The sequence below is a fragment of the Streptosporangium sp. LJ11 genome, from assembly GCF_051918945.1.
In the GTDB taxonomy this organism is placed as follows: domain Bacteria; phylum Actinomycetota; class Actinomycetes; order Streptosporangiales; family Streptosporangiaceae; genus Streptosporangium.
The window spans coordinates 238,188-260,263 of sequence record NZ_JBPXMB010000010.1 but is presented as its reverse complement, the minus strand read 5'-3'; the positions used below and the strand labels follow the sequence as shown (position 1 = coordinate 260,263).

18 protein-coding genes are annotated in these 22,076 nt (G+C 71.5%); 8 read left to right on the top strand and 10 right to left on the bottom strand.

Annotated features, from left to right (window positions below; all coding sequences use genetic code 11):
• Positions 1-90: 90 nt before the first annotated feature.
• Positions 91-936, top strand: coding sequence for a 3-methyl-2-oxobutanoate hydroxymethyltransferase (gene panB / locus ACTOQ3_RS17390; RefSeq protein ID WP_440084417.1), 846 nt, complete (start codon positions 91-93; stop codon positions 934-936).
• A 121-nt stretch (positions 937-1,057) separates the two neighbouring features.
• On the opposite strand, the gene ACTOQ3_RS17385 is transcribed toward panB, so the two are convergent.
• From ACTOQ3_RS17385 to npdG, 3 genes are all read right to left on the bottom strand, one after another.
• Entirely contained in the window at positions 1,058-1,969 is a 912-nt protein-coding gene (locus tag ACTOQ3_RS17385; protein WP_440084416.1) for a threonine/serine dehydratase, read from the bottom strand.
• Between the two features lie 123 nt (positions 1,970-2,092).
• A complete protein-coding gene (locus tag ACTOQ3_RS17380; protein ID WP_440084415.1) occupies positions 2,093-3,265 on the bottom strand; it encodes a trans-sulfuration enzyme family protein in 1,173 nt (390 codons plus the stop codon).
• Positions 3,266-3,512: 247 nt separating this feature from the next.
• A complete protein-coding gene (gene npdG / locus ACTOQ3_RS17375; RefSeq protein ID WP_440084414.1) occupies positions 3,513-4,178 on the bottom strand; it encodes an NADPH-dependent F420 reductase in 666 nt (221 codons plus the stop codon).
• 122 nt (positions 4,179-4,300) lie between these two features.
• Here npdG and ACTOQ3_RS17370 point away from each other — a divergent pair, with 122 nt between their 5' ends.
• The gene (locus tag ACTOQ3_RS17370) at positions 4,301-4,879 is read left to right on the top strand and encodes a hypothetical protein (RefSeq protein ID WP_440084413.1); all 579 of its coding nucleotides are present in this window, start codon (positions 4,301-4,303) and stop codon (positions 4,877-4,879) included.
• 55 nt (positions 4,880-4,934) lie between these two features.
• On the opposite strand, the gene ACTOQ3_RS17365 is transcribed toward ACTOQ3_RS17370, so the two are convergent.
• Complete coding sequence (locus ACTOQ3_RS17365; RefSeq protein WP_440084412.1) at positions 4,935-5,885, bottom strand: LysR family transcriptional regulator; 951 nt, start codon at positions 5,883-5,885, stop codon at positions 4,935-4,937.
• A gap of 104 nt (positions 5,886-5,989) precedes the next feature.
• Here ACTOQ3_RS17365 and ACTOQ3_RS17360 point away from each other — a divergent pair, with 104 nt between their 5' ends.
• Positions 5,990-6,649 carry a cyclase family protein gene (locus ACTOQ3_RS17360; protein WP_440084411.1) on the top strand — a complete coding sequence of 220 codons (660 nt, stop codon included), beginning with the start codon at positions 5,990-5,992 and terminating at the stop codon, positions 6,647-6,649.
• A gap of 38 nt (positions 6,650-6,687) precedes the next feature.
• Here ACTOQ3_RS17360 and ACTOQ3_RS17355 read toward each other — a convergent pair whose 3' ends face one another.
• A complete protein-coding gene (locus ACTOQ3_RS17355; RefSeq protein ID WP_440065341.1) occupies positions 6,688-6,870 on the bottom strand; it encodes a hypothetical protein in 183 nt (60 codons plus the stop codon).
• 44 nt (positions 6,871-6,914) lie between these two features.
• On the opposite strand from ACTOQ3_RS17355, the gene map reads away from it, so the two are divergent.
• Positions 6,915-7,763, top strand: coding sequence for a type I methionyl aminopeptidase (map, locus tag ACTOQ3_RS17350; RefSeq protein WP_440084410.1), 849 nt, complete (start codon positions 6,915-6,917; stop codon positions 7,761-7,763).
• Between the two features lie 100 nt (positions 7,764-7,863).
• On the opposite strand, the gene ACTOQ3_RS17345 is transcribed toward map, so the two are convergent.
• From ACTOQ3_RS17345 to ACTOQ3_RS17330, 4 genes are all read right to left on the bottom strand, one after another.
• On the bottom strand, positions 7,864-8,277 hold the full coding sequence (locus ACTOQ3_RS17345) for a sensor histidine kinase (RefSeq protein ID WP_440084409.1): 414 nt from the start codon (positions 8,275-8,277) through the stop codon (positions 7,864-7,866).
• A 179-nt stretch (positions 8,278-8,456) separates the two neighbouring features.
• Positions 8,457-10,499 (bottom strand): cytochrome c oxidase assembly protein, encoded by a 2,043-nt coding sequence (locus tag ACTOQ3_RS17340; protein WP_440084408.1) that lies wholly within the window; start codon positions 10,497-10,499, stop codon positions 8,457-8,459.
• On the bottom strand, positions 10,496-11,113 hold the full coding sequence (locus ACTOQ3_RS17335) for a copper resistance CopC family protein (protein ID WP_440084407.1): 618 nt from the start codon (positions 11,111-11,113) through the stop codon (positions 10,496-10,498). Before ACTOQ3_RS17335 ends, ACTOQ3_RS17340 begins: the two co-directional genes overlap by 4 nt.
• A gap of 89 nt (positions 11,114-11,202) precedes the next feature.
• Positions 11,203-12,477, bottom strand: coding sequence for a helix-turn-helix domain-containing protein (locus ACTOQ3_RS17330; protein ID WP_440084442.1), 1,275 nt, complete (start codon positions 12,475-12,477; stop codon positions 11,203-11,205).
• A gap of 73 nt (positions 12,478-12,550) precedes the next feature.
• Between ACTOQ3_RS17330 and ACTOQ3_RS17325 the strand changes: the two genes are divergently transcribed.
• From ACTOQ3_RS17325 to ACTOQ3_RS17310, 4 genes are all read left to right on the top strand, one after another.
• A complete protein-coding gene (locus ACTOQ3_RS17325; RefSeq protein WP_440084406.1) occupies positions 12,551-12,727 on the top strand; it encodes a hypothetical protein in 177 nt (58 codons plus the stop codon).
• 1,147 nt (positions 12,728-13,874) lie between these two features.
• Positions 13,875-14,480, top strand: a complete 606-nt coding sequence (locus tag ACTOQ3_RS17320; RefSeq protein ID WP_440084405.1) for a helix-turn-helix transcriptional regulator — start codon at positions 13,875-13,877, stop codon at positions 14,478-14,480.
• A gap of 90 nt (positions 14,481-14,570) precedes the next feature.
• Positions 14,571-17,639: an AfsR/SARP family transcriptional regulator gene (locus ACTOQ3_RS17315; RefSeq protein ID WP_440084404.1), complete on the top strand. Its 3,069-nt coding sequence runs from the start codon at positions 14,571-14,573 to the stop codon at positions 17,637-17,639.
• 226 nt (positions 17,640-17,865) lie between these two features.
• Positions 17,866-20,097 (top strand): xanthine dehydrogenase family protein molybdopterin-binding subunit, encoded by a 2,232-nt coding sequence (locus tag ACTOQ3_RS17310; RefSeq protein ID WP_440084403.1) that lies wholly within the window; start codon positions 17,866-17,868, stop codon positions 20,095-20,097.
• 46 nt (positions 20,098-20,143) lie between these two features.
• Here the strand turns inward: ACTOQ3_RS17310 and ACTOQ3_RS17305 are convergent, their stop codons facing one another.
• A complete protein-coding gene (locus ACTOQ3_RS17305) occupies positions 20,144-21,895 on the bottom strand; it encodes an excalibur calcium-binding domain-containing protein (RefSeq protein WP_440084402.1) in 1,752 nt (583 codons plus the stop codon).
• Positions 21,896-22,076 lie beyond the last annotated feature (181 nt).

Here is a 22,076-nt window from a genome sequence, read left to right as displayed (position 1 = left end):
ATCGGGTCTGTTGAACCTGTCGTACGCGTGCAATCATCGAAAACGTCCGGGGACGCCACAGGGGCGCCTCGAGACTTCACTGGAGGTCCCATGTCCTCTTCCGTCACCAACCGGCCGACCTCTCTGTACGGCGGCCAGGCTGGACGAAGGATCACCGTACGCGACGTCGCCGCCGCCAAGGAGCGCGGCGAGCGGTGGCCGATGGTCACCGCGTACGACGCGATGACCGCCAGGGTCTTCGACGAGGCCGGCATCCCCGTGCTGCTCGTCGGCGATTCGGCCGCCATGGTCGTGTACGGGTACGACTCGACACTGCCCGTGTCGGTGGACGATCTCATGCCCCTGACGGCGGCCGTGGTCCGCGGTTCCTCCCGCGCGATGGTCGTGGCCGACCTGCCGTTCGGTTCCTACCAGTCATCTCCCCAGCAGGCCCTGGAGACGGCCGCCCGATTCATGAAGGAGGCCGGGGCCCACGCGGTCAAGCTCGAGGGCGGGCGGCGGGTGCTTCCCCAGGTCGAGGCCCTGGTCTCGGCAGGCATCCCGGTGATGGCCCACCTGGGCCTGACCCCCCAGTCGGTCAACGCGCTCGGCGGCTACCGCGTGCAGGGCCGCGGCCAGTCGGGCGACGAGCTGATGGCCGACGCCAAGGACCTGGAGTACGCCGGGGCGTTCTCGGTGGTCCTGGAGTGCGTTCCCACCGATCTGGCCGAGCGGGTCACCGCGTCCCTGTCGATCCCCACGATCGGCATCGGTGCCGGGCCCGGCACCGACGCGCAGGTCCTCGTCTGGCAGGACCTGATGGGCCTGACCGCAAGCCCCGCCAAGTTCGTCAAGAAGTACTTCGACCTGGCCCACGAGATGGACAGGGCCGTGCGCAGCTTCGCCGACGAGGTGTCGACCGGCGCCTTCCCCGCCGCCGAGCACAGCTACCGCTGACCGGCCGGGACCGCGCCGCCCCCGGGCGCCGCGGAACCGGTGACCACCGCTGAGCCGCCCCGGCGCCCCAGGAGAACCTGGCGGCACCGGGGCGTCCCTCTCGTACGGAACGTACGAGAGGTCAGACGAGCGTGGCGGGGTCGGTGTTGGCGCCGCACACGACGACGGCCACCCGCTCGCCGGGGGCCGGGGTGTAGGCGCCGGACAGCAGGGCCGCGTACGCCGCGGCGCCCGCGTGCTCGGCGGCGATCCTGTGTCCCCGCCACAGCTCGCGCCGCGCCTCGACGATGGCCTCGTCGGAGACCAGGAGGCTTCGCACCCCCGCCGCGCTCGTGATCTCGCAGGCGATCTCGCCCGCCCGGCTGGCGCCCAGGGCGTCGGCCCCCACCCCCGAGACCTCGACGCCGACCGGCCCGCCGGCCTCCAGGGCCCGGTGCAGGGTCGGGATGAGCTCGGGCTCGACGGCGACCACGCGGGCCCGGCCGCCGAGGGCGACGGTGATCCCGGCGACGAGCCCGCCGCCGCCGACCGCGACGACGACCGTGTCGACACCCCCGGTCTGTTCCAGGATCTCCAGGCCGACCGTGCCCTGCCCCGCGACCACCTCCGCCTGGTCGTAGGCGTGGATGTCCAGGGCTCCGGTCTCGGACGCGCGCTTGACCGAGGCCTCGTACGCGTCGGCGTAGACGGCGCCGATCTGGGTCACCCGCGCGCCCAGCGCGCGCAGCCCGGCGACCTTCACCGGGCTGGACACCGTCGGTACGAAGATCTCCGCCTGGACGCCGAGGCTGCGCGCCACGTACGCCACCGCCAGGCCGTGGTTGCCCCCGCTCGCCGCGATCAGCCCGGCCTCGGGGATCCTCTCCGAGGCCAGGGCGCGGTTGAAGCCTCCGCGCGCCTTGAACGACCCCGAGTGCTGCAGTCCCTCCAGCTTCAGGAACAACCCCGGCGACACCTCGACCACCGGTGTACGCAGGACATGCCCGGCGATGCGCCCGGCGGCCCGCTCCACGTCCTCGATCGACACGCTCACGCGCGCTCCCTCCCTGCAAAGCGATCCGGAGGCGGCCGCCCGGTCCTGCGGGCGGCCCCGCGCCGCAGTGTAGGAGACGGCGCGGGCCGTGCTCCCGGCGGCCTCAGGAGGCGTCAGGAGGCGTCAGGAGAGCGCCTGCTCGAAGTCGGCCCACAGGTCCTCGACGTGCTCGATGCCGACCGCCACCCGCACGGTGCCCTCGCCGATCCCGTGCCGGGCGAGCTCCTCGGCCGTCAGGGAGCGGTGGGAGGTGGTCGCGGGGTGCAGGATGAGGGTCTCGACGCCGCCGAGGGACGGGGCCAGCAGGGCCAGCTTCACCGAGCTCATGAACCGCTCCCCCGCCTCCCGCCCGCCCGCCAGGTCGAAGGAGAAGACCCCCCCGAAGTCGGGCAGGAGCTTGGCCGCCAGCTCGTACGAGGGGTGCGAGGGCAGTCCCGGCCAGTGCACGACGGAGACGGCGGGGTGGGCGTTCAGGCGGGTGGCCAGCTCGCGGGTGTTGGAGCAGTGGCGCTCCATCCGCAGCGGCAGCGTCTGGATGCCGCGCAGGGTGAGCCAGGCGGCGAACGGGTCCGCGGTGGCGCCCAGCTTGGTGGAGAAGGACCACACCTTGCGGTACAGCTCGTCGGAGGCGAAGACGGCGATTCCGCCGAGCACGTCGGTGTGCCCGCTCAGGTATTTGGTCGTGGAGTGCACCACGATGTCGGCGCCGTGCTCGATCGGCCTGCACAGGATCGGGGAGGCGAAGGTGTTGTCGACAACCGAGACCAGTCCGGCCTCACGGGCCGCGGCGCACATGCCCGGCAGGTCGGCGACCTGGGTCACCGGGTTGGCGATGGTCTCCAGGTAGACCAGCCTGGTCTCCGGCCGCACGGCCTCGCGCAGCGCCGCCGGGTCGTCCTCGGGGACGTAGGAGACCGAGATCCGGAACCGCGCCACCAGGTCGTTGATCATCGCGGCGGTGCCGCCGTAGAGCGGCTTCTGCGCGATCAGGTGGTCGCCGGGCTCGAGCAGCCCGAGCAGTACGGAGTTGACGGCTCCCATCCCGGAGCCGGTGGCCACGGCGCCGACGCCGCCCTCCAGCCCGGCGACGGCCTCCTCCAGGGAGCGGACCGTCGGGTTCGACAGCCGCCCGTAGACGAAGGCTCCGTCCGGACGGCCCATCCCGTCGGCGAAAACGGCCGGGTCGTCGAAGACGAACCCGGAGGTCTGGTAGAGCGGCACCGTGATGGGACGGCTGCCGTTCAGGGGCGGCTGGGGCAGGTGGACGGTGCGGGTCTCCGGACGAAAATCAGTCATGCGTCAAGAATGTCCGGTTAACTAGCTATTTGTCAGATCCAATCAGGCAAGATTGGCCCGCCTCGGGGATCGGATCCGGCCGATCGGTCACCGGCCGAGCCTGAATCCCTCACCGCCCCCGCACCCACGCGACCGGCCACCAAAGCGTTCCCGGGGCCACTCCACGGGGCACCGAACCGCGCGGCCGGCCGGTGAGGCGACGACCACGGACGGAGGCCCGCTCGTCGCGGGCCGGAACGCCGCCCCGCTAGACGTCGGTGACGCGCAGGCCCGCGTGGGCCTTGTAGCGGCGGTTGATCGAGATGAGGTTGGCGGTCAGCGCCTCGATCTGGTGGGCGTTGCGCAGGCGGCCGGCGTACACGCCGCGCGCGCCGGGAATCCGGCCCGCCAGCGCCTGGACGGTGTCGGTGGCCTCGCGGTCGTCACCCGCCACGAGCACGTCCAGGGCGATCTCCTCGACCTCGGGATCCAGCAGCAGGACGGCCGAGACGTGGTGGAAGGCGGCGACCACGCGGCTGTCGGGCAGGACGGCGGCCGCCTGCTGGGCGGCGCTGCCCTCCTCGACCGCGAGCGCGTAGGCGCCCTGCTTGTCGAACCCGAGCGGGTTGACGCAGTCGACGACGATCTTCCCTGCCAGCTCGGAGCGGAGGGACTCCAGCGTTGAGCGGTGCCCGTCCCAGGGAATGGCCACGATCACCACGTCGGCCTCGGCCGCCACGGCCGGGTTGTCCGCGCCGCGCACCGATCCGCCGATGCTCTCCGCCGCCGCCTGAGCCCGTTCCGCGCTCCGCGAGCCGATCAGCACGGTGTGCCCGGCGAGGGCGAACCGCCGGGCCAGGCCCTTGCCCTGGTCGCCGGTCCCGCCCAGGATCCCGATCGAGATCTTGCTCACGTCCGGAATGTCACTGCTCACTCGCCGCTCCTCATCGTCCCCGGTCGCTCAGGGCCGGACTCCATCGACCATATCGCCTGTCCAGATCATCTCAGGGTCGCGTTTCCGGGATCGGCGCGGGGTGTCTGGGGCACGATGGTGCGATGGACGCTGGGTCGGTGACGCTGCTGCGTGAAATCCTGGCCTCGACCGGCTGGGTCGAGCGGACCCGCGAGCTGGGCCTCGCCCTCCGCGCGACGCGCTCCCCCGGCGGGCTGCTGGTGGTCGGTACGCCTCAGGAGGAACCCTGGCACCTGACCGCGCACCTGAGCGACGAGGCCAGGTTCTCCGGGATGCCCCAGCTCACCCCGACGCTGGTCCGCTGGGCGCCCGCCCCGGGAGCGCCCGAGCACCTGCGGGTCGGGCTGGAGCGGATCGAGCGGGCCGGGCGGGGCGAGACGCTGTTCGTGGTGGCCGAGGAACGCGCCCCCGAGGCCCTGCTGGAACGGGTGAGCGACGCCCGCAGGACCGGTACGACGATCCTGGCCCTGGACGGCGGCGACCCGGATCTGACGGGTCTGGCCCACGACGCGCTGACGGTCCCCGAGCGGGCGCCGTTCTCCTTCGACGGAGCCCAGCACCTGGTGAGCATGGCCGCGGGCGAGGTCGCCCGTCGTCCCGGCCCGCGCGACCGCCTGGCCAGGCTGCTGGAGCGGATCAGCGGCCCGCGGGTCACCGACTAGGCCCTCGGAGCGCCGGCCGGCCCTCGCCGACCGGCCCTCGCCGGCCGAGACACGGCTAGGAGGCGTTCCAGCGCGCTCCGAGCCGTCCCGACAGCTCCTCTGCCGCGTCCCTGAGCGCCGCGATGACCACGGCCTGCACCGGGTCGGGCTCACCCGAGCGGGTACGGCCGAGGCGGGTCACCGCGTCCAGCTTCCTGGCGCCCACGTTGGGGATGCCCGTGACGACGACCTCGCCGTCCGGGACGTCGAGCAGGGCCAGCGACGGCACGATCGCCACCCCGTGCCCCGCCGCGACCAGGGCGAGCGTGGGCGGGAACTCCTGGATCATGTGCACCCGGCGCGGGGTGAATCCGTGCAGGGCGGCGAGCCGCTCCAGGGCGTGGCCGCAGGCCTGGTCGGGCGGCCCGGCGATCCACGGCACCCCCGCCAGGTCCGCGACCTGGCGCGGGACCTCCGCCCAGCCCGGCGGGGCCACGATCCGGTACTCGTCCACGTAGAGGGGGTGGGAGACGATGGACTGCCGCGCCGCGACGGTCTCGCCGGCCTTGTCGGCGTCCTCCTCGGTGAGGGCGAGGTCGACCCCGCCGAGGCGGAGCTCCTGCAGCGCGGGCGGCCCGTACAGTTCCCGGATGTGCGGCGTGATCCGGGGGTGGCGCTCGGCCAGCCTGCCCAGCGCGGGCACCAGCAGGTGCCGGATGACCGTGGGGAACGCGGCGATCGCCACCGGCCCGGCCAGCCGCTCGGTGAAGCGGATCAGCTCCCGCCTGGCCTCGCCCAGCTCCTCCTCGACGCGCTCGGCGTATCCGGCGAGGACCCTGCCCGCGGGAGTGAGGGCGACCCGGCGCTGCGACCTGTCGATGAGGGAGAGCCCGACCTCCCGCTCCAGGAGCGCGAGCTGCTGCGAGACCGCCGAGGCCGTCAGGTGGAGCGCCTCCGCCGCGCGCATGACGCCGCCACGACGGGCGACCTCGTGGAGCACCCGCAGCCTCCGGGGGTCGATATCCATGCAGCTCAGCTTACGTGGATATTAAGAAAACTTTATTTGCCCTTTAACGAGCGGGGTGGAAATCATGGGGTCATGAGCTTCTCACGGAAGAAGGTGAGCACCCCGTGACCCGGCTGGTCGAGCTGAGCCACCGCATCACCGAGGGGATGATCACCTACCCCGGCGTCCCCGGCCCCCGCCTGGGCGTGCACCTGAGCCGGGAGGCCTCGCGGGAGGTCTACGCCCCGGGCACGGAGTTCCACATCGGCAGCGTCGAGCTGGTCGCCAACACCGGCACCTACCTCGACACCCCCTACCACCGCTACCCGCAGGGGCCCGACCTGTCGGGGATGCCGCTGGAGTCGCTCGCCGACCTGCCCGGCCTGGTCGTACGGGCCGAGGGGGCGCCCTCCGTGGGGCTCGACCGGTTCGCGGGGCTGGACGTGCGCGGCAGGGCCGTACTCCTGCACACCGGCTGGGACCGGCACTTCGGCACCGAGACGTACTTCCACGGCCACCCCTACCTCGAACCGGAGGCGGCCCGCTGGCTCGCGGAGCGGGGACCCGCGCTCGTCGGCATCGACAGCCTCAACATCGACGACACCCCGCCCCGCGGTGAACGTCCCGCGCACACGCTGCTGCTCGGAGCGGGCATCCCGATCGTGGAGCACATGACGGGGCTGGCCGCGCTGCCCGGTAGCGGGTTCCGCCTCCACGCCGCACCACCGCTGCTGGCCGGCCTGGGGACCTTCCCCGTCCGCGCGTACGCCGTCGTGGACGGCTAGCGGCCGGCCGGCGACCAGCCGACGACAGGCCGACGACCTCAGTCGTCCCCGTCCCAGGCGCGGTCGTTCTTCTTCCACTCCTCGTTCCTGTCGGCCGCGGTCTTCAGCGCGGCGGCCGCCGCGTCACGGGTCGGGTACGGTCCCATCCGGTCCTTGTTCGGGCACCCGTCGTCGGGCTCGACGGCCATGTGCGTCAGGCAGAACCACCATTGATCACTCATGCGGCAATACTGCCCAGTGGGAAGCACAACTAGACTGGGGGACCATGACGACACTGCTCCAGCCCGGGCGGATCTCTCCCATCCGCAAGGTGCCCTCTCACATCCAGCGGCCGGAGTACGTCGGGAAGAAATCCCCGAAGACCGGGGAGTCCGACGTCAAGACCCCCGAGATCATCGAACGGATGCGGGTCGCGGGCAGGCTGGCGGCCCAGGCGCTCGAAGAGGTCGGCAGGCACGTGGCACCCGGCGTCACCACCGACGAGCTCGACCGGATCGGCCACGAGTTCCTCTGCGACCGCGGCGCGTATCCCAGCACGCTCGGCTACCGCGGGTATCCCAAGTCGCTGTGCACCTCGATCAACGAGGTGATCTGTCACGGCATCCCGGACGACACCGTGCTGCGCGACGGCGACATCGTCAACATCGACATCACCGCCTTCATCGGCGGCGTGCACGGCGACACCGACGCCACCTTCCTGGTCGGCGACGTGGACGAGGAGTCACGCCTGCTGGTCGAGCGCACCCGCGAGGCCACCAACCGGGCCATCAAGGCCATCGCCCCCGGCCGCCAGCTCAACGTGGCCGGCCGCGTGATCGAGGCCTACGCCAAGCGGTTCGGCTACGGGGTGGTCCGCGACTTCACCGGCCACGGCATCGGCACCACGTTCCACTCGGGCCTGATCGTGCCCCACTACGACGACCCGTCACTGGCGGTCACGCTGGAGCCGGGCATGACGTTCACGATCGAGCCCATGCTGACGCTCGGCACCATCGACTACGACATCTGGCCCGACGGCTGGACCGCCGTCACCAAGGACCGCATGCGGACCGCCCAGTTCGAGCACACCATCCTGGTGACCGAGACCGGCCACGAGATCCTGACACTCCCCTGAGCCGCCGGTCCGCTCCGCGGCCACACACCTCCGAACTGGGAGAACATCGAGATCTCCCAGCCTTGCGAGCCCCCTCCCGCAGGTGGGCGCCCGATCCGGGCTAGTCCTGGCAGGGCACCACGCAGGTGACGGTGGTTCCCTCGCCGGGAACGCCGTTGACACTGCACGAACCGCCGAGCTGTTCGAAATGGGCGCGCATGGCGGCGACACCCCGGCCCTTCGCCTCCCCGAAGAAGCCGATGCCGTTGTCACTCACCGTCATGCGCAGGCCGCCACGCCCGAAGGTGACGGCGACGGAGACGACACGGGCACCGCTGTGCCGCTCGACGTTGGACAACGCCTCCCCGAGCGCGGCCAGCACGGCTCTGGCGACCCCGGGCGGAACGTCCTGGGCGGGCAGTGCCCAGATCTCGACGGCGACCCCGGTGCGCTCGGCCCATTCGGTGAGATGCTCTTCGAGCGCCTGGGCCAGGCTCCGGCTGCGGCCCTCACGTACGCGCACTTCCTCGGACACAGCTCAACCTTCCTGATGCACATTGCAGCCACCGGCCCCCCGACCGGATGTGTGACTGGGCGTGGCGCGCGGTGAAAAAAAGCGCTGCACCCGCTGCGGTGAGCACGAGCCCCCTGGAATACAGGCTACCGGGAGGTGTCCAGGAGAGAGCTCGAAGATAGAAGGGCGTAGCCGTCCGGCTACTCCGCGCCGTCGCGCCTGTTGAGTTTGGCCAGGTAATCATTGTAGGCGTCGAGCTGGGCATCACCACTGCCGCCATGGCGGGCCGCGGCGGCGTCGGCGCGACGGTCGGCGCGGCGGGCCCCGCGGTCGTCGTGGCGCCACCACTGGAAGGCCAGCGCGAGGAGCACGATGAGGGTCGGGATCTCACCGAACCCCCAGGCGATGGCGCCGCCGGTCTGCTGGTCCTCGATCGCGGACGCGCCCCAGGTGCGGCCGAGCTGGTCGTACCAGTCGGAGGCCAGCACGGTGGTCATGCTCATCAGCGCGATGCCGAAGAACGCGTGGAACGGCATGGTCACGAACAGCAGGATGAGCCGGGCCACGTGCGGCAGCCGGTATGGGGCGGGATCGACCCCGATGATCACCCAGAAGAACAGGCACCCGCTGAGCAGGAAGTGCACCGTCATCACGATGTGGCCGAGGTGCTCCTCCATCGCGGCGGCGAACAGCGGCGTGAAGTACAGCGCGTAGGTGGAGACGATGAAGATCGCGGTGGCGATCGCCGGATGGGCGATGACGCGGACGAACCTGCTGTGCAGGATCGTCGTCAGCCACTCCCTGGGCCCCCGGTCGCCCCTGCGGGCGGCGGGGCGCAGGGCGCGCAGCGCCAGGGTGACGGGCGCGCCGAGCACGAGGAAGATCGGCACCATCATCGACAGCGTCATGTGCTCGGCCATGTGCGCGCTGAACAGCACCTTGGCGTAGCGGGCGACACCGCTCTGGGTGGCGATCAGCAGGATCAGCACGCCGGTGAACCAGGCGGCCGTGCGGCCCTTGGACCAGGAGTCGCCGCGCCGGGCGAGTCGTACGACACCGGCGAGGTAGAGACCGGCCAGCAGGGCGACGAGCGTGCCGGAGAACAGGTCGAACCACCACAGCGTGGCCAGGTTGGCCAGCGAGATCTCCGGCGGCATGGTGTAGCCGAGCACGTCGAAGGCCCTGTCGACGGGCAGGACCGCCGGGGGCGGCGCGGTGCGGGACAGCGCGACGGCCAGCCCGACGGCCGCGAACATGACGACGATCTCGCCGGCGGCGAAGCGGAGGAACGTACCGGATCCGCCCGCCGCGAGCAGCGGCAGGGTCCGCCTGCGGTGCCACCAGCCGACGGCGCCGAGCAGCGCGAACGCGACGGTCTTGGCCACCAGCAGCAGGCCGTAGGCGGAGGTGAACAGCTCGGAGACCGCGCTGAGCCTGGCCAGGACGCTGAAGAGGCCGGACAGCCCCACCCCGACGAAGCACCACAGCGCCAGGGCCGAGAAGCGGGCGACGGCGATCTCCAGATGCGGCTGGCGGCGCAGCGCGTGCGCGCAGAGCATGCCGAGGCCGCCCACCCAGAGCGCGAGGACGACCAGGTGGACGGCGACACCGGTGGTCGCCAGGTCGTGGTTGGGCGAGGAGGAGGAGTGGCCGGTCAGCGCGGGCGGGAGCATGGTCGCCAGGGCGAGGACCAGCAGGCCGCCGGCCGTGCCGGCGGTGATCGCCCCACGGGCGAAGAGCGCGATCGCGACCGAGAACAGCACGACCAGGGTCAGCGAGATGCCCTGGGAGACCTGGCTGGCGAAGCTGGTGAGCTCGTCGCCGCCGAGCACGTCGGCCACCGGCATCCCGAACGCCTCCGAGAGGCTGAACACCATCGTGGCGGCGGCGGCCCCGGCCCAGACGAGGGCGATCCAGGAGGCGGCCTTGACGTAGCCGAGAGCGGATTTGCCCAGCAGGCCCTTGTCGTTGGGGAGCAGGATCGCGGCGGCCAGGAGCGCGCCGACGGTGAGCACGCCCGCCGCGTCCATCGTCAGCTTCGCCAGCGGCAGTCCCCAGCGGGTGAACGCGCCCTGGTCGGGCAGGCCGGGAATGATGCGCGGGCTCGCGACGCCTCCGGCGATCATGGCGATCACCAGGGCGGCGACGGCCGCCCCCGCGCCCACCAGGGCGAGCCTCACGACCCGGTCGTTCCGCGGCGCCTCGACCTGTGCCGCCTGCGCGGCCCGCGCGGTCTTGCTCATGGCTGCTTCCTGCCTCGCATGCTGAAGAACAGGCCGATGCCGATGCCGGTCAGGCCGCCGACGACGATCCACATCCAGCCGGGCACGCCCCCCGAGGAGCCGGCGTCCTCGGACTCTCCCGCCGCGGCCGGGCCGAGCGTGGCGGCCGGTGTGCTCGCGGCGGGGCCGCCCCCGGTGGCCGTGCTCTCGGCGGGGTCCGGGGACGACAGGGTCTCCGAGGACGGCGAGGACGGCGACGGGGAGGGGCCCGCGGAGCCGAGCAGGGTGAAGGGGATCTCCCCCTCGATCGGATGACCGTCGGAGGAGGTGACGCGGTAGGCGATGACGTACTCGCCGGGAGGGAGATCTCCCTTGACCTTCTGGGTCACCACGGAGCCGTCTGCGACGGCCTTGCCGTCCTGGTGGTTCTCGTCCCCGGAGCGGACGATGACGTTCGGGAAGCGCACCGTGGCGCTGAACGTCAGCTTCACCTCCTCCAGGTTCTCGACCTTCGCGCCCTTGGCCGGGTCGCTGCTCTTGAGCCGGTCATGGGCGAGGGCGGGCGAGGCGAAAGCCGTGCCGAGAACGAGGGCGACGAGAAGCGCGAGGGCGACCGCGACAGGGGAAGTCTTCATGGCAACCACAAGGCTACCGACGCGACCACGCGGTCTCGACCCCCCTGTCCGGTCTACGGCCTCGGGCGGGTCGCCCTCGCCGCCCCGATCTACAGCCCGACGCAGGCCATCGCCCGCTTGTAGGCGTCGACGCTCCGGTCCGGCTTGTCGATCCGCTCCAGGACCCGGGCCGCGGTGAGCCAGGCCTGGGCGGTGAAGTGGGTCTCCGGCGCCTGCTCCAGGCATTCGGCCCCGGCGAACAGCTCCCGCGAGGCCTCCGCCTGCAGGCCCAGCGCCGCGAGGGTCTCGCCGTGCAGCAGGCGGGCCTCCGCCTGCAGGGCCTTGGGCATGCCGTCGAGCAGGTCGCAGATGAAGCGCATGCGCTCCTCGGCCCGCTCGGGCTCGGCGAGCAGCAGATCCACCCGGACGAGGTTCATCGCGCAGCGCATCTTGTCGATCGAGCTGGCGGAACTCTCCGCCAGTTCCTTCTCCACCTTCAGCAGCACGTCGCGCCAGGTCTTGGCCTCCATGGGCCGGGCGATCAGCATGACCTGGGCGTAGTCGTTGCGCAGCCGGGCCAGCCGCCACGGGTCGCCGTACTCGGACTGGATGGCCAGGGCGCGCTCGGCGTGCGTGACCGCCTCGTCGGCGTGACCGGTCTCGATGGCGACGATCGCGGCTTCCCAGTGTGCCAGGGTGAGCGCCAGCGGGCTGGCCAGGAGCTCGGCGGCGGCGATCAGCTCGGCGGCGAACTGGCGGGCCCTGAGCAGGTCGCCGCGGTCGATGTAGGCGGCGAGGAGCTGGATGCCCAGCCTCATGAGGCCGTCGGTCCAGGCGGGACGGACCGCGCCGATGAGGATCTGCTCGGGGACCTGCATCGCCCGGGCCAGGTCTCCCTTCTCGCGGTAGCAGCGCGAGAGCACGACGGCGACCGCGACGTGACGCTCGGGGTTCGTGGTCGCCGTGTCGTTCTCGCGGAGCCCGTTGAGCAGGACGATCGCCTGGTCCAGATCGCCGCAGGCCTCGGTCGCGAGGGCCAGGCCGTACTCGACGTCCTGCCGCAGCTGGGGCAGGCCCGCCAGTCCGCTGTCGGCGAGAAGCTCGGCGTAGCGGGTGCGGGCCTCGACGACCTCGCCGTTGTCCAGGGCCATCTTCGCGTAGTTCAGCGCGAGCTCGATCTCCTGCATCTGCTCGGCCGTGACGCCGTTGATCAGATAGGTCAAGGAGCAGTCGAGTTTTTCGGCGAGAAGCTCCAGCACCGCGGGTGTCGGAGTACGCTTGCCACTCTCGATGAGAGAGACGTAACTGTCCGACAGTTCGGGATGAGCGAGCTGCGCCTGGGAAAGACCACGTTGCCGACGGACGGTTTTGATGCGCTGCCCCACCAAGTCTTGACCAGTCACGTTACCCCTTGAAAGATATCATTTGAGCAGCAGAACCTACGACAGGAGTCTCCCCGTGCGCCGACGTCTTGCCTTGTCTGCCCTCGCCATGCTGTTTGCGGCCGCTTTTGCCGTCACCGGCAATGTTACGACCGAGAGTGCTGATTCGTCTGCCCCCACGAAGGACCACGGTCAGTATTCTTTGCAGGCGGGCGTTGCCCAGGCCAGCCTGGGCTGGGGACACGGCGGCTGAGCGAAGGCTCAGCCAGTCCGAAAGACAAGGAACGAAACGACCCACCGCCCGCGTGGAGAGCTTTCAGCCAGCGAGCCGCTCCATACGGCGGAACCGGTGTCCTCGCACCGGAGTGAGCGTGCAGGCGTTCGTCATGCACGCTCCAACGAGAACGGGACCCATTTGAAGATCGGGGCGTCCTCGCCCCGAGATTCGGTGCCACCGATCGCGGCCGAGCCGGGATCCGAACCCTTCCGCGAAGATCGTTGTTTTTCGCGGGGGATCCCGGCCGGCGGAACACCCGCGTATGGTTCGCATTACATACGTACGGCTTCATCGCAGGTCACGGCTCACGGGCCACCCGGCCCGGGTCAAGGGTGCCGATGACGGCCCCTCGGCCCCTCTCGTCAGCGTCATACCGTTTCCATTCACCCCGTCGCCGACCGGTCCGCAGGCCGGTCGGCGCGGCGGTCCCCGTGTCACCGGCCGCCTCCCCGGGCGCCTTCACTTTTCGAACCGGTTATTACCCTGAAAATATATTGAAATAATCCATCATCAAGTCGATGTCCTAAAGCGGTCAGCCGGATTCCCAGAAGGCGGGCGGCCGGTTTGTCATGGGCACGAAGAAGGTATTCGGCCATGCGGATCCGTGAAAAACCGGGAAAGCGGCCTGTCCCCAAGGACGGGAAACATGATCCATCCTCCGGGAAACCCGTGAACACGCTCCGCCCGTGCACCCGCGGCCGCCTCGTCCTCCCTGAGTTCCGGCCTCCCGCGCCCGACGCCGCGAGCGTCTCTAGGTGATCTCTAGGATCACCTGCGACAGTAAAGCGGCGAGAACTCCGGAAAGATCCGGCGGGGACCGGTGACGGGGTCCGTTTCCCCGGGCCCGGCCCGAGAGGGCCTTCTCCTGGCGCCTCCCCCGCCCCACCGGCCCGGACGACAGGATGGAGGGACCATCGATGGGCGGCTCCCCCTCACGCGCGTACGACGGTGACGACCGCTTCCCCGCGCGTGCGGTTCTCCACCTCTTCCCCCGCTTCCCCCGCGTGGAACGGCTCCTTCCCGGTGTGGGACGTCTCGGAGACCCGTCGCGGCGCGGTCCGGCGGCGACGTGCGCCGGGAGGAACACGGACGCGTCCGGTCCGGCACGGTTCGCGAGCGGCACATGACCCACTCCTTACCCGCCTCTCCCTCCGCGGGAGAGCGGTCCCAGGTCCGGTACGACGCCGAGACCCTCTGCTCGTCCGCACGGCGGACGATCGTCATGTTCCTTCCTGAGCCGGCGAGGAACACCGCGTTCCTCCAGATTTTCGATTCCGCCGTCATCCCGCCGGGGGTGCGGACGAGGATCGTGGTCGATTCGCCGTACGAGACGGCCGGTCTCCCCGCGTCCGTGGAGCTGAGGATCGACCCGCTGATCTCCGAGAGATTCCTGGTGATCGACGATCACATCGCCTTGACGGGCCACGCCTCCCGGATGGCCGTGGTGCGCGCCCCCGTGCTGGTCTCGTTGCTGGGAGACCTGTTCGAGCACGTCTGGTCACGTGCCGAGCGGCGGCCCCGGGAGTGGAAGGCGCCGTTCTCGCTGACGGAGCAGGAGAAGACCGTTCTGAGAATGGCCGCGGAGGGCATGACGGACGAGGTGATCGGCCGCCAGCTCGGGCTCACCTCCCGCACCGTACGCCGTCACATGGCCAACGCGATGGAGCGGATCGGGGCGCAGAGCAGGCTCCAGGCGGGGGTCCGGATCGCCAAAGCGGGGATCGTCTAGGTGGTTCGCGGGAAATCCTGCGTCGCAAACCCGTCGGATAGTGTCTTCCTCACGACTTCGCTGCGCCATGCCCGACCGCGTGGAGGTCTGATGGACGAGACGCGCACCACCGCTCCCGTCGGGGAGAACCTCCCGGTGGAAAAGCTCGGCATTGACATTCTTGGGCCCGTGACCGGCCGGAGGGGCTCACAGCGGCTCGAGCTGGGAGAACCCAGGCGACAGGCCGTCCTCTGCGTCCTGGCGATCAATGCCGGGCAGGTCGTCACCAAGGAGAAGCTGATCGACGGGGTGTGGGGGGAGAGCCCGCCGAAGACCGCGGAACAGAGCGTCTACACCTACGTGTCCGGACTGCGCAGGACCCTGGACCCGGACCGGGATCCGCGCAGGCCTTCGAGGGTGCTGGCCTCCGTCTCGGGCGGATACTCGTTGCGGCTCGCACCCGAGCAGGTGGACGCCCTGGTGTTCGAACAGTGTCTCGACCTGGCGCGGAAGGCGCACGCGGACAACGCGTACGAGACCGCCCTGCGGTCTCTGGACAGGGCCGTGGGACTGTGGCGCGGCACCTGCCTGAGCGGCGTTCCCGGCCCGTCCGCCGAGCTCGAGCGGCACAGGCTGGGCGAGCTGCGCCTGACCGCGCTGGAGTTGCACACGGACCTGCTGCTCCTGCTCGGGCGTCCCCAGGAGGCCGCCGCCCGGCTGGTGCTCCTGACCTCCGAACACCCGCTGCGTGAGCGGCTCCGCGAGCTGTACATGATCGCGCTCTACCGCTGCGGCCGGCAGGTGGAGGCGCTGAGGGTCTATCAGGAGACCCGGCGCCTGCTCGCGGAGGAGTTCGGCATCCAGCCGCACGAGAGTCTGCGCAGGTGTCACGAGCTGATCCTGCGCGCCGACCCGCTGCTCGACCTGCCCTCGGCTCCTCCCACCGCCCCGGAGCCGGTCGCCGCCCCCGCCCCGACGCCCGTCCCCTCTCCCCAGGGCTCCGGGAACCGCGAGAGCTCCCGGAACGCCGGGGGCTCCGGAGGCTCCACGAAGCCGCAGGCCGGTGAGCGAGGATCCTCGAGTTCGCGGCGCCGCACAGCCCCGAGGACGAAGACGGCTCGCCAGTTGCCACGTGACCCCGTCGACTTCGTCGGACGCGCGGAGGAACTCGTACGGCTGAGAGGACTGCTCTCCCCCTGGGACGGTGGCCCGCCGCACCACGTCGTCGCGATCACCGGAGCACCCGGATCCGGCAAGTCGACCCTGGCCATCCGGACCGCGCACCTGGTACGCGACCGTTTTCCCGACGGGCAGCTGTACGCGAACCTGCGCGGGGCGACACCGGGCATGAAGCGGCTCGAACCGGCCGAGGTGATCAACAGGTTCCTGCGCGACCTCGGCATGCCCCCGCACGCCATCCCCGCGGACGTCGACGAGGCCGCGGCGCTGTGGCGCGGCGAGCTCGACGGCCGCGAGATGCTCATCGTGCTGGACGACGCCGCCGATCTGGCCCAGATCCGCCCGCTGCTGTCCGTGCCGATGGGCAACGCGATCCTGACGACCAGCCGGGAGAGCTTCACCCTGCTCGACGACTGCGCCCGCGTGCCGATCTCCGGGATGCGGCGGACCGAGTCCTCCGCGATGCTCGCGAAGCTGATCGGGGCGGAGCGGGTCGCCGAGGACGCCCGGGCCACGAGGCGCCTGATCGATCTGTGCGGAGGCCTGCCGCTGGCCGTCGGCATCGCGGGAGCCCGGCTGGCGAACCGGCCGCGCTGGAACGTGACCGATCTGGTGGTCCGGCTGGACGACGAGCACGGGCGGTTGCGGGAGCTGGCGGCGGGTGATCTCGCGGTGAGGTCCAGCCTGGCGGTCAGCTACGACATGCTCGCCGGCAGCGACCACCTCCTCGACCGGACGGCCGCCCGCGCGCTGCGCGCGCTCGGCGTGCTGCAGACGGCCGACGTGACGGCGCACATCGTCGGCGCCCTGCTGGACGTCCCGGTGGAGACGGCGGAGCAGGCCATGGAACGGCTGGTCGACGCGCATCTCTCGGAGATGGACGAGCCGGGAAGATACCGGCTGCACGACCTCGTGCGGCTGTTCGCCAAGGAGCGGGCCGCGCAGGAGGAGCCGGAGGCCGACCGCGACGCCGCACTGGACCGGGCGCTGAGCTCGTACGTCGGGACCACCCGCCTGGCCATGAAACTGGGCCGCTACCCCCGCCCGGCCTCGACGGACGTCGATCTCAGCGCCGCCCCCCTCCCCCTCGCCTCCGACGAGGAGGCCCGCGAGTGGCTGGACCGGGAACAGGCCAATCTCCTGTCCGCCGTCTCCCAGGCGATATCCGCCCCCCGGGAGCGGACCGCCCGTCTCGGTGTCGCCCTGGTCCTCGCGCTGTTCTGGCATCTCCACCACGCCGCTCTCCTCCCCTGGCTTCTCGCGATCAGCCCGCAGATTCTCGCGATCGGGCGGCGGCTGGACGATCGCGGCCTCGAGGCGAACGCGCACCACGTGGAGGGCATCCTGAGGAACACGGTCAACCGCCCGGAGGAGGCCGTGCCCCACTTCCAGCGGCAACTGATCCTGTGCCGCCGGCTGTCCGACTCTCACGGGGAGCAGAAGGCGCTGGGCAGTCTCGCCATGAACTACCTCGAGCTCGACCGCTACCAGAAGGCCATCGACTGCGCCAGGAAGCAACGGAAGATCGCGAACGCGATCGGGCACGGGTCGGGCGAGGCCTACGCGCTCACCATGATCGGCGCGGGGTACAACGGCCTGCGCCGGTTCGGACAGGCACGGGCGGCACTGGAGGAAGCCCTGCTCAAGTGCCGGGTGAGCGGCAACGTCTACCAGGAGTCCTCCGTGCACAACAGGTTCGGGGACCTCTACCTCAACCTGGGGGACGCCGAGTCCGCCAGAGCGTCCTTCGAGGCCGCCCTCGACTGTGCGCGCGTCGTGCGGCTGAACGTCGCCGAACCGTACCTGTTCCTCGGCATGGCCCGATCCCTCCGGCTCCTCGGTGAGACGGAACACGCCTCGGCCTACCTGGCGCGCTCCCTCGCGATGGCCAGGGAGGTGGGAAACGAGGAGGTGGAGAAGCAGGCGCTGGTGGAGGAGGCGGCCATCCTGGGCTCCCGGGAAAAGCCGATCACGCTCATGGGCCAGGCGATGCTTCTCTGAGCTTCCCCGAGCTTCCCCGAGCTTCCCTGACCCCGCAGGCGGGCACACGCGCGACGCTTCTCCGGGTACCGCGCAGCCGGGCACACGTGCGCGGCCCGGCACGACCGCCGGACACGAGCGGCCCGGCACGGCGGCCGGCACAACCGCAAGATTCGCCAACGGTCACCCCCCGCGTTCCGTCGTGCCTGCCATGTCCTCCCCCGGACCCGGCTGATGTACTGCTGGAATGAGCGGCATCGAAACACGGCGGCATCGCGGCGTCGGCGAGAGCGTCCTGCGTCCCGACGGGACGCTGAAGGTGACGGGCGAGTTCGCCTACTCGTCCGACCTGTACCTGGCGGACATGATCTGGGGGGTCACCCTCCGCAGCCCGCACCCGTCGGCGTGGATCCGCTCGATCGACATCGGCCCCGCGCTGGCCATGCCCGGCGTGTACGCGGTCCTCACCCACGAGGACGTGCCGGGCGCGAAGTTCTACGGCCTGGACCACCGGGACCAGCCGGTGCTCGCCGTCGACCAGGTCCGCTACCAGGGCGAGCCGGTCGCGTTGGTCGCGGCCGACCATCCCGAGCGCGCCAGGCGGGCGGCCGAGGCCGTCGTCGTGGAGTACGAGGTCCGCGAGGCCGTCACCGATCCGCGCCGGGCCGCCTTCGACGCCTCCTGCCCCTCGGTCCACGAGAGCGGCAACGTGCTGCGCCACCAGCCGATCCGGGTCGGCTCCTCGTTCGAGGCCCCCGTGGTCGTCACCGGCGAGTACGAGGTCGGCATGCAGGACCAGGCCTTCCTCGGCCCCGAGTCCGGGCTGGCCGTACCGGCCGAGGACGGCGGGGTGGACCTGTACATCGCCACCCAGTGGCTGCACGCCGACCGGGAGCAGATCGCGCCGTGCCTGGGGCTGCCCGAGGAGAAGGTACGGCTCTCGCTGGCCGGGGTGGGCGGGGCGTTCGGCGCCCGCGAGGACCTGTCCATGCAGGTCCACGCGTGCATGCTGGCCCTGCGCACCGGCCGTCCCGTGAAGATCGTCTACAACCGTGAGGAGTCCTTCTACGGCCATGTCCACCGCCATCCGGCCCGGATGCGCTACGAGCACGGCGCCACCCGCGACGGCGGGCTGCTGTACGTCAGGGCGGAGATCCTGCTGGACGGCGGCGCCTACTGCTCCACCTCTCCCGCCGTGGTCGGCAACGCGGCCTCCCTGGGGGTGGGCCCGTACGAGGTGGACAACGTGTGGATCGACGCCTACGGCGTCTACACCAACAACCCGCCCTGCGGCGCGATGCGCGGCTTCGGCGCGGTCCAGGCCTGTTACGCGTACGAGTCGCAGATGGACAGGCTGGCCGAGGCGTGCGGGATCTCCCCGGTCGAGGTCAGGGTCCGCAACGCCGTCTCCCAGGGGTCGGTGCTGGCCACCGGGCAGGTGATCGACTCACCCGCGCCGCTGGCCGAGATGCTCAGGGAACTCGCCGCGATGCCGCTGCCCGCCCCGCCGGACGCCTCGGATGTTCCGGGTGTCCCGGATCTGCGGAACATGCCGGGCGGAGTCTCGCAGACCACCCACGGCGAGGGGGTGCGGCGCGGTGTCGGGTACGGCGTGGGCATCAAGAACATCTGCTTCTCCGAGGGCTTCGACGACCACTCGACCGCCAGGGTGAGGGTGGAGCTGATCGGCGGCGAGCCGCACGTCCTGGTGCACACGGCGGCGGCCGAGGTGGGGCAGGGCCTGCTGATGGTCCAGGAGCAGATCGCCAGGACCGAGCTGGGGATCGACGCGGTGACGGTCGCGCAGGCCGACACGTCGGTCGGCTCTGCCGGGTCCTCGTCGGCGTCGCGCCAGTCCTACGTCACCGGCGGCGCGGTGAGGGCGGCCTGCGAGGCCGTGCGGGAGCGGCTGGCGAAGCTGACGAGCGACGGGTCGTCGCTGGTGGAGGCGCTGGAGCGGGCCGGGGCGGTGGAGGAGACGAGGGAGTACCGGCACCGGCCCACCTTCCCCCTGGACCCGGTCACCGGGCAGGGCGACTCGCACACCCAGCTCGCCCTGTGCGTCCACCGGGCCGTGGTGGACGTGGACGTGGAGCTGGGACTGGTCAAGGTGGTGGAGCTGGCGGCCGTCCAGGACGTGGGCAAGATCATGAACCCGCTGGCGCTGGAGGGGCAGATCCACGGCGGCTCGGCCCAGGGGCTGGGGCTGGCGCTGATGGAGGAGATCCAGGTCCGCGACGGGCTGGTGCTCAACCCGTCGTTCACCGACTACCTGATCCCCACCATCCTCGACATGCCGCCCATGCGGCTGTCGATCATGGAGAATCCCGACCCGAACGCCCCCTACGGCCTGCGCGGCGCGGGCGAGCCGCCCACGCTCTCCTCCACCCCCGCGGTGGCCGCCGCCGTACGGGCCGCCACCGGCCTGCGGCTGCCCCGGGTGCCCATCCGCCCCCATGACATCGCCCTGGAGGGGTGACTCCCTCCGTGAAGGAGGGGACCCGGAGGCATCGCGCCGGCCGGGGTCAGCCGGCGTCCTCCTGCTCGCAGACGACGCCGTCCTTGTCCCCGTCGATGTACCACTGGTACTCCTCGTGGATGTCCCGGGTGTAGGGGCCGTATCCGTTCTCCGTCGCGGCCTTGCAGCTGGAGAACCTGCGGTCGACGCCCTCGCCGGACGCGTTCTGCGAGGTGTCCCCGGTGGTGTCCGCCGGGCGGTTCGCGTCGGCCCCGGCGGTGTTCGTGGTGGCCGGGCCGGTGGCCGGCGGGGTCACGGGCTGGTTCGCCGGAGGGGTCACGGGCTGGTTGGCCGGAGGGGTCACGGGCTGGTTGGCCGGAGGGGTCGCGGCCGGGCCGTCCGACGGGGTGAAGACCGACGCGCTCGGCTGCGTGCCGCCCGTCGGCTGCGGGGCGACGGCCCCCGAGCCGAGCAGTCTGACGACCATCGCGTCCGCCTGCTCCTTGGTGAAGGACCCGGCGATGCTCAGGCTGTCGTCGGTGATCGCCTGGGCGACCCGGGGGGCCGCCACCACCTTCTGTCCCACGACGATCGCGATCTGCTGCCTGACCGGGTCGTCCTCGTTGACCGCCTCCGCGGTCAGGTCGTTGATCTGCTCGCGGAAGGCGGGCGCGAACGCGATCCTGACCGAGTAGGCGCCGCTCTTCTCCTGGATCGCCTCGATCTTCCGTACGGCGTTCACGTTGACCCCGGCGGCGACCGAGTAGCAGGTCTGCCCGAGGTCGTCGGGATAGGTCTCCGGAACCGTGCAGGCTCCGGGCTTCGCCTCGATCACCGGGGCGAAGTGGAGGGGGGTCGCGAGCCGCTTGGGCGGCGTGGCACCGAGCGGCATGTCGGGGTTGCGGGTCATGAGCACCGCGATGGTGCCGAGCACTCCGGTGATCAGCACGACGACGACCAGGACGGTCACCAGGATCGCGGTGGTGACCCGGCTCGCCCTGGGCTCCCCGGGCGTCCCGTCCGGCGACTCCCCGGCCCGCCGCCCGCCGCTCCCGGGAACCCCCGCCCCGGGCCCGCCCGCTTCCGGCTCGCCCGGTCCCTGGCCGGTGGGCGCCTGCCCCTCGGCGAGCGCCAGGGTGTCGGCATCGGGGCCACCCGGGCCCTCGGGAACCGAGCCCCCCGGACCGCCGGAGCCCCGCCCGCCGAGAGGGGTCCCCCCGAAGGCCGGATCGCCGATCCTCGTACCCCCGGGGCCCAGGGGGTCGGGGCCGGGATCGCCGAGCCCCGCACCACCGGCGCCGAAAGCCTCGGAGCCGGAACCTCTGGCGCCGAAAGCATCGAAGTCAGAACCACCGGACCCGGCACCGGGACCGCCGAAGGCGTCGAAGTCAGAGCCACCGGGACCGGCACCGGGACCGCCGAAGGCGTGGAGGCCGGAACCACCGGGACCGGGGCCCTGAACGGGGCCGCCGAAGGCGTCGAAGGAGGAACCGCCGGGACCGGAGCCGGCGCCGCCGAAGGCGTCGAAGGAGGAGCCGCCAGGGCCGGGAACGGGGCCGCCGAAACCCCGATCGCCGCGACCCGGCTCGTCGAAGCCGGCCGGACCGCCGGGGCCGGCGGGGGCGGCAGGGGGGCCGTCGTCCGATTTCCCCGCACCGCGGGCGTGGCGTCCGGGCGAGGCGCCAGGGCGGCCCGGCGGGGTGAAGGCGTCATAGGAGCCGGAGGAGGACCACGGCTCGTCAGAGGGGTCGTCAGGCCCGGCTGGAGGTCCCTGCGGTACGGGCGGCCCACCCTGCCCCGCGTGCATCCCCATCGTCATATCCCCGTATTCCTCGCATCTGTTCGCGGCGAGCCTACCGATCGGCGCGGGGAGCCGGTAACCCCGCACGTCACGACGACTCCCGGGAGACCGAACGTCGACGACCGCTGACGGAATGTCATCGACCTCGACCCCATTCCTGCCACCCCGTGCGTGACCGCCCCCTTTCGGGGAACGCACA

What these genes read in the sequence shown, in the direction of transcription:
- panB (WP_440084417.1), top strand. Translation starts at nt 91, where the DNA reads ATGTCCTCTTCCGTCACCAACCGGCCGACCTCTCTGTACGGCGGCCAG.
- ACTOQ3_RS17380 (WP_440084415.1), bottom strand. Translation starts at nt 3,265, where the DNA reads ATGACTGATTTTCGTCCGGAGACCCGCACCGTCCACCTGCCCCAGCCG.
- ACTOQ3_RS17370 (WP_440084413.1), top strand. Translation starts at nt 4,301, where the DNA reads ATGGACGCTGGGTCGGTGACGCTGCTGCGTGAAATCCTGGCCTCGACC.
- ACTOQ3_RS17365 (WP_440084412.1), bottom strand. Translation starts at nt 5,885, where the DNA reads ATGGATATCGACCCCCGGAGGCTGCGGGTGCTCCACGAGGTCGCCCGT.
- ACTOQ3_RS17355 (WP_440065341.1), bottom strand. Translation starts at nt 6,870, where the DNA reads ATGAGTGATCAATGGTGGTTCTGCCTGACGCACATGGCCGTCGAGCCC.
- map (WP_440084410.1), top strand. Translation starts at nt 6,915, where the DNA reads ATGACGACACTGCTCCAGCCCGGGCGGATCTCTCCCATCCGCAAGGTG.
- ACTOQ3_RS17340 (WP_440084408.1), bottom strand. Translation starts at nt 10,499, where the DNA reads ATGAGCAAGACCGCGCGGGCCGCGCAGGCGGCACAGGTCGAGGCGCCG.
- ACTOQ3_RS17335 (WP_440084407.1), bottom strand. Translation starts at nt 11,113, where the DNA reads ATGAAGACTTCCCCTGTCGCGGTCGCCCTCGCGCTTCTCGTCGCCCTC.
- ACTOQ3_RS17320 (WP_440084405.1), top strand. Translation starts at nt 13,875, where the DNA reads ATGACCCACTCCTTACCCGCCTCTCCCTCCGCGGGAGAGCGGTCCCAG.
- ACTOQ3_RS17315 (WP_440084404.1), top strand. Translation starts at nt 14,571, where the DNA reads ATGGACGAGACGCGCACCACCGCTCCCGTCGGGGAGAACCTCCCGGTG.
- ACTOQ3_RS17310 (WP_440084403.1), top strand. Translation starts at nt 17,866, where the DNA reads ATGAGCGGCATCGAAACACGGCGGCATCGCGGCGTCGGCGAGAGCGTC.
- ACTOQ3_RS17305 (WP_440084402.1), bottom strand. Translation starts at nt 21,895, where the DNA reads ATGACGATGGGGATGCACGCGGGGCAGGGTGGGCCGCCCGTACCGCAG.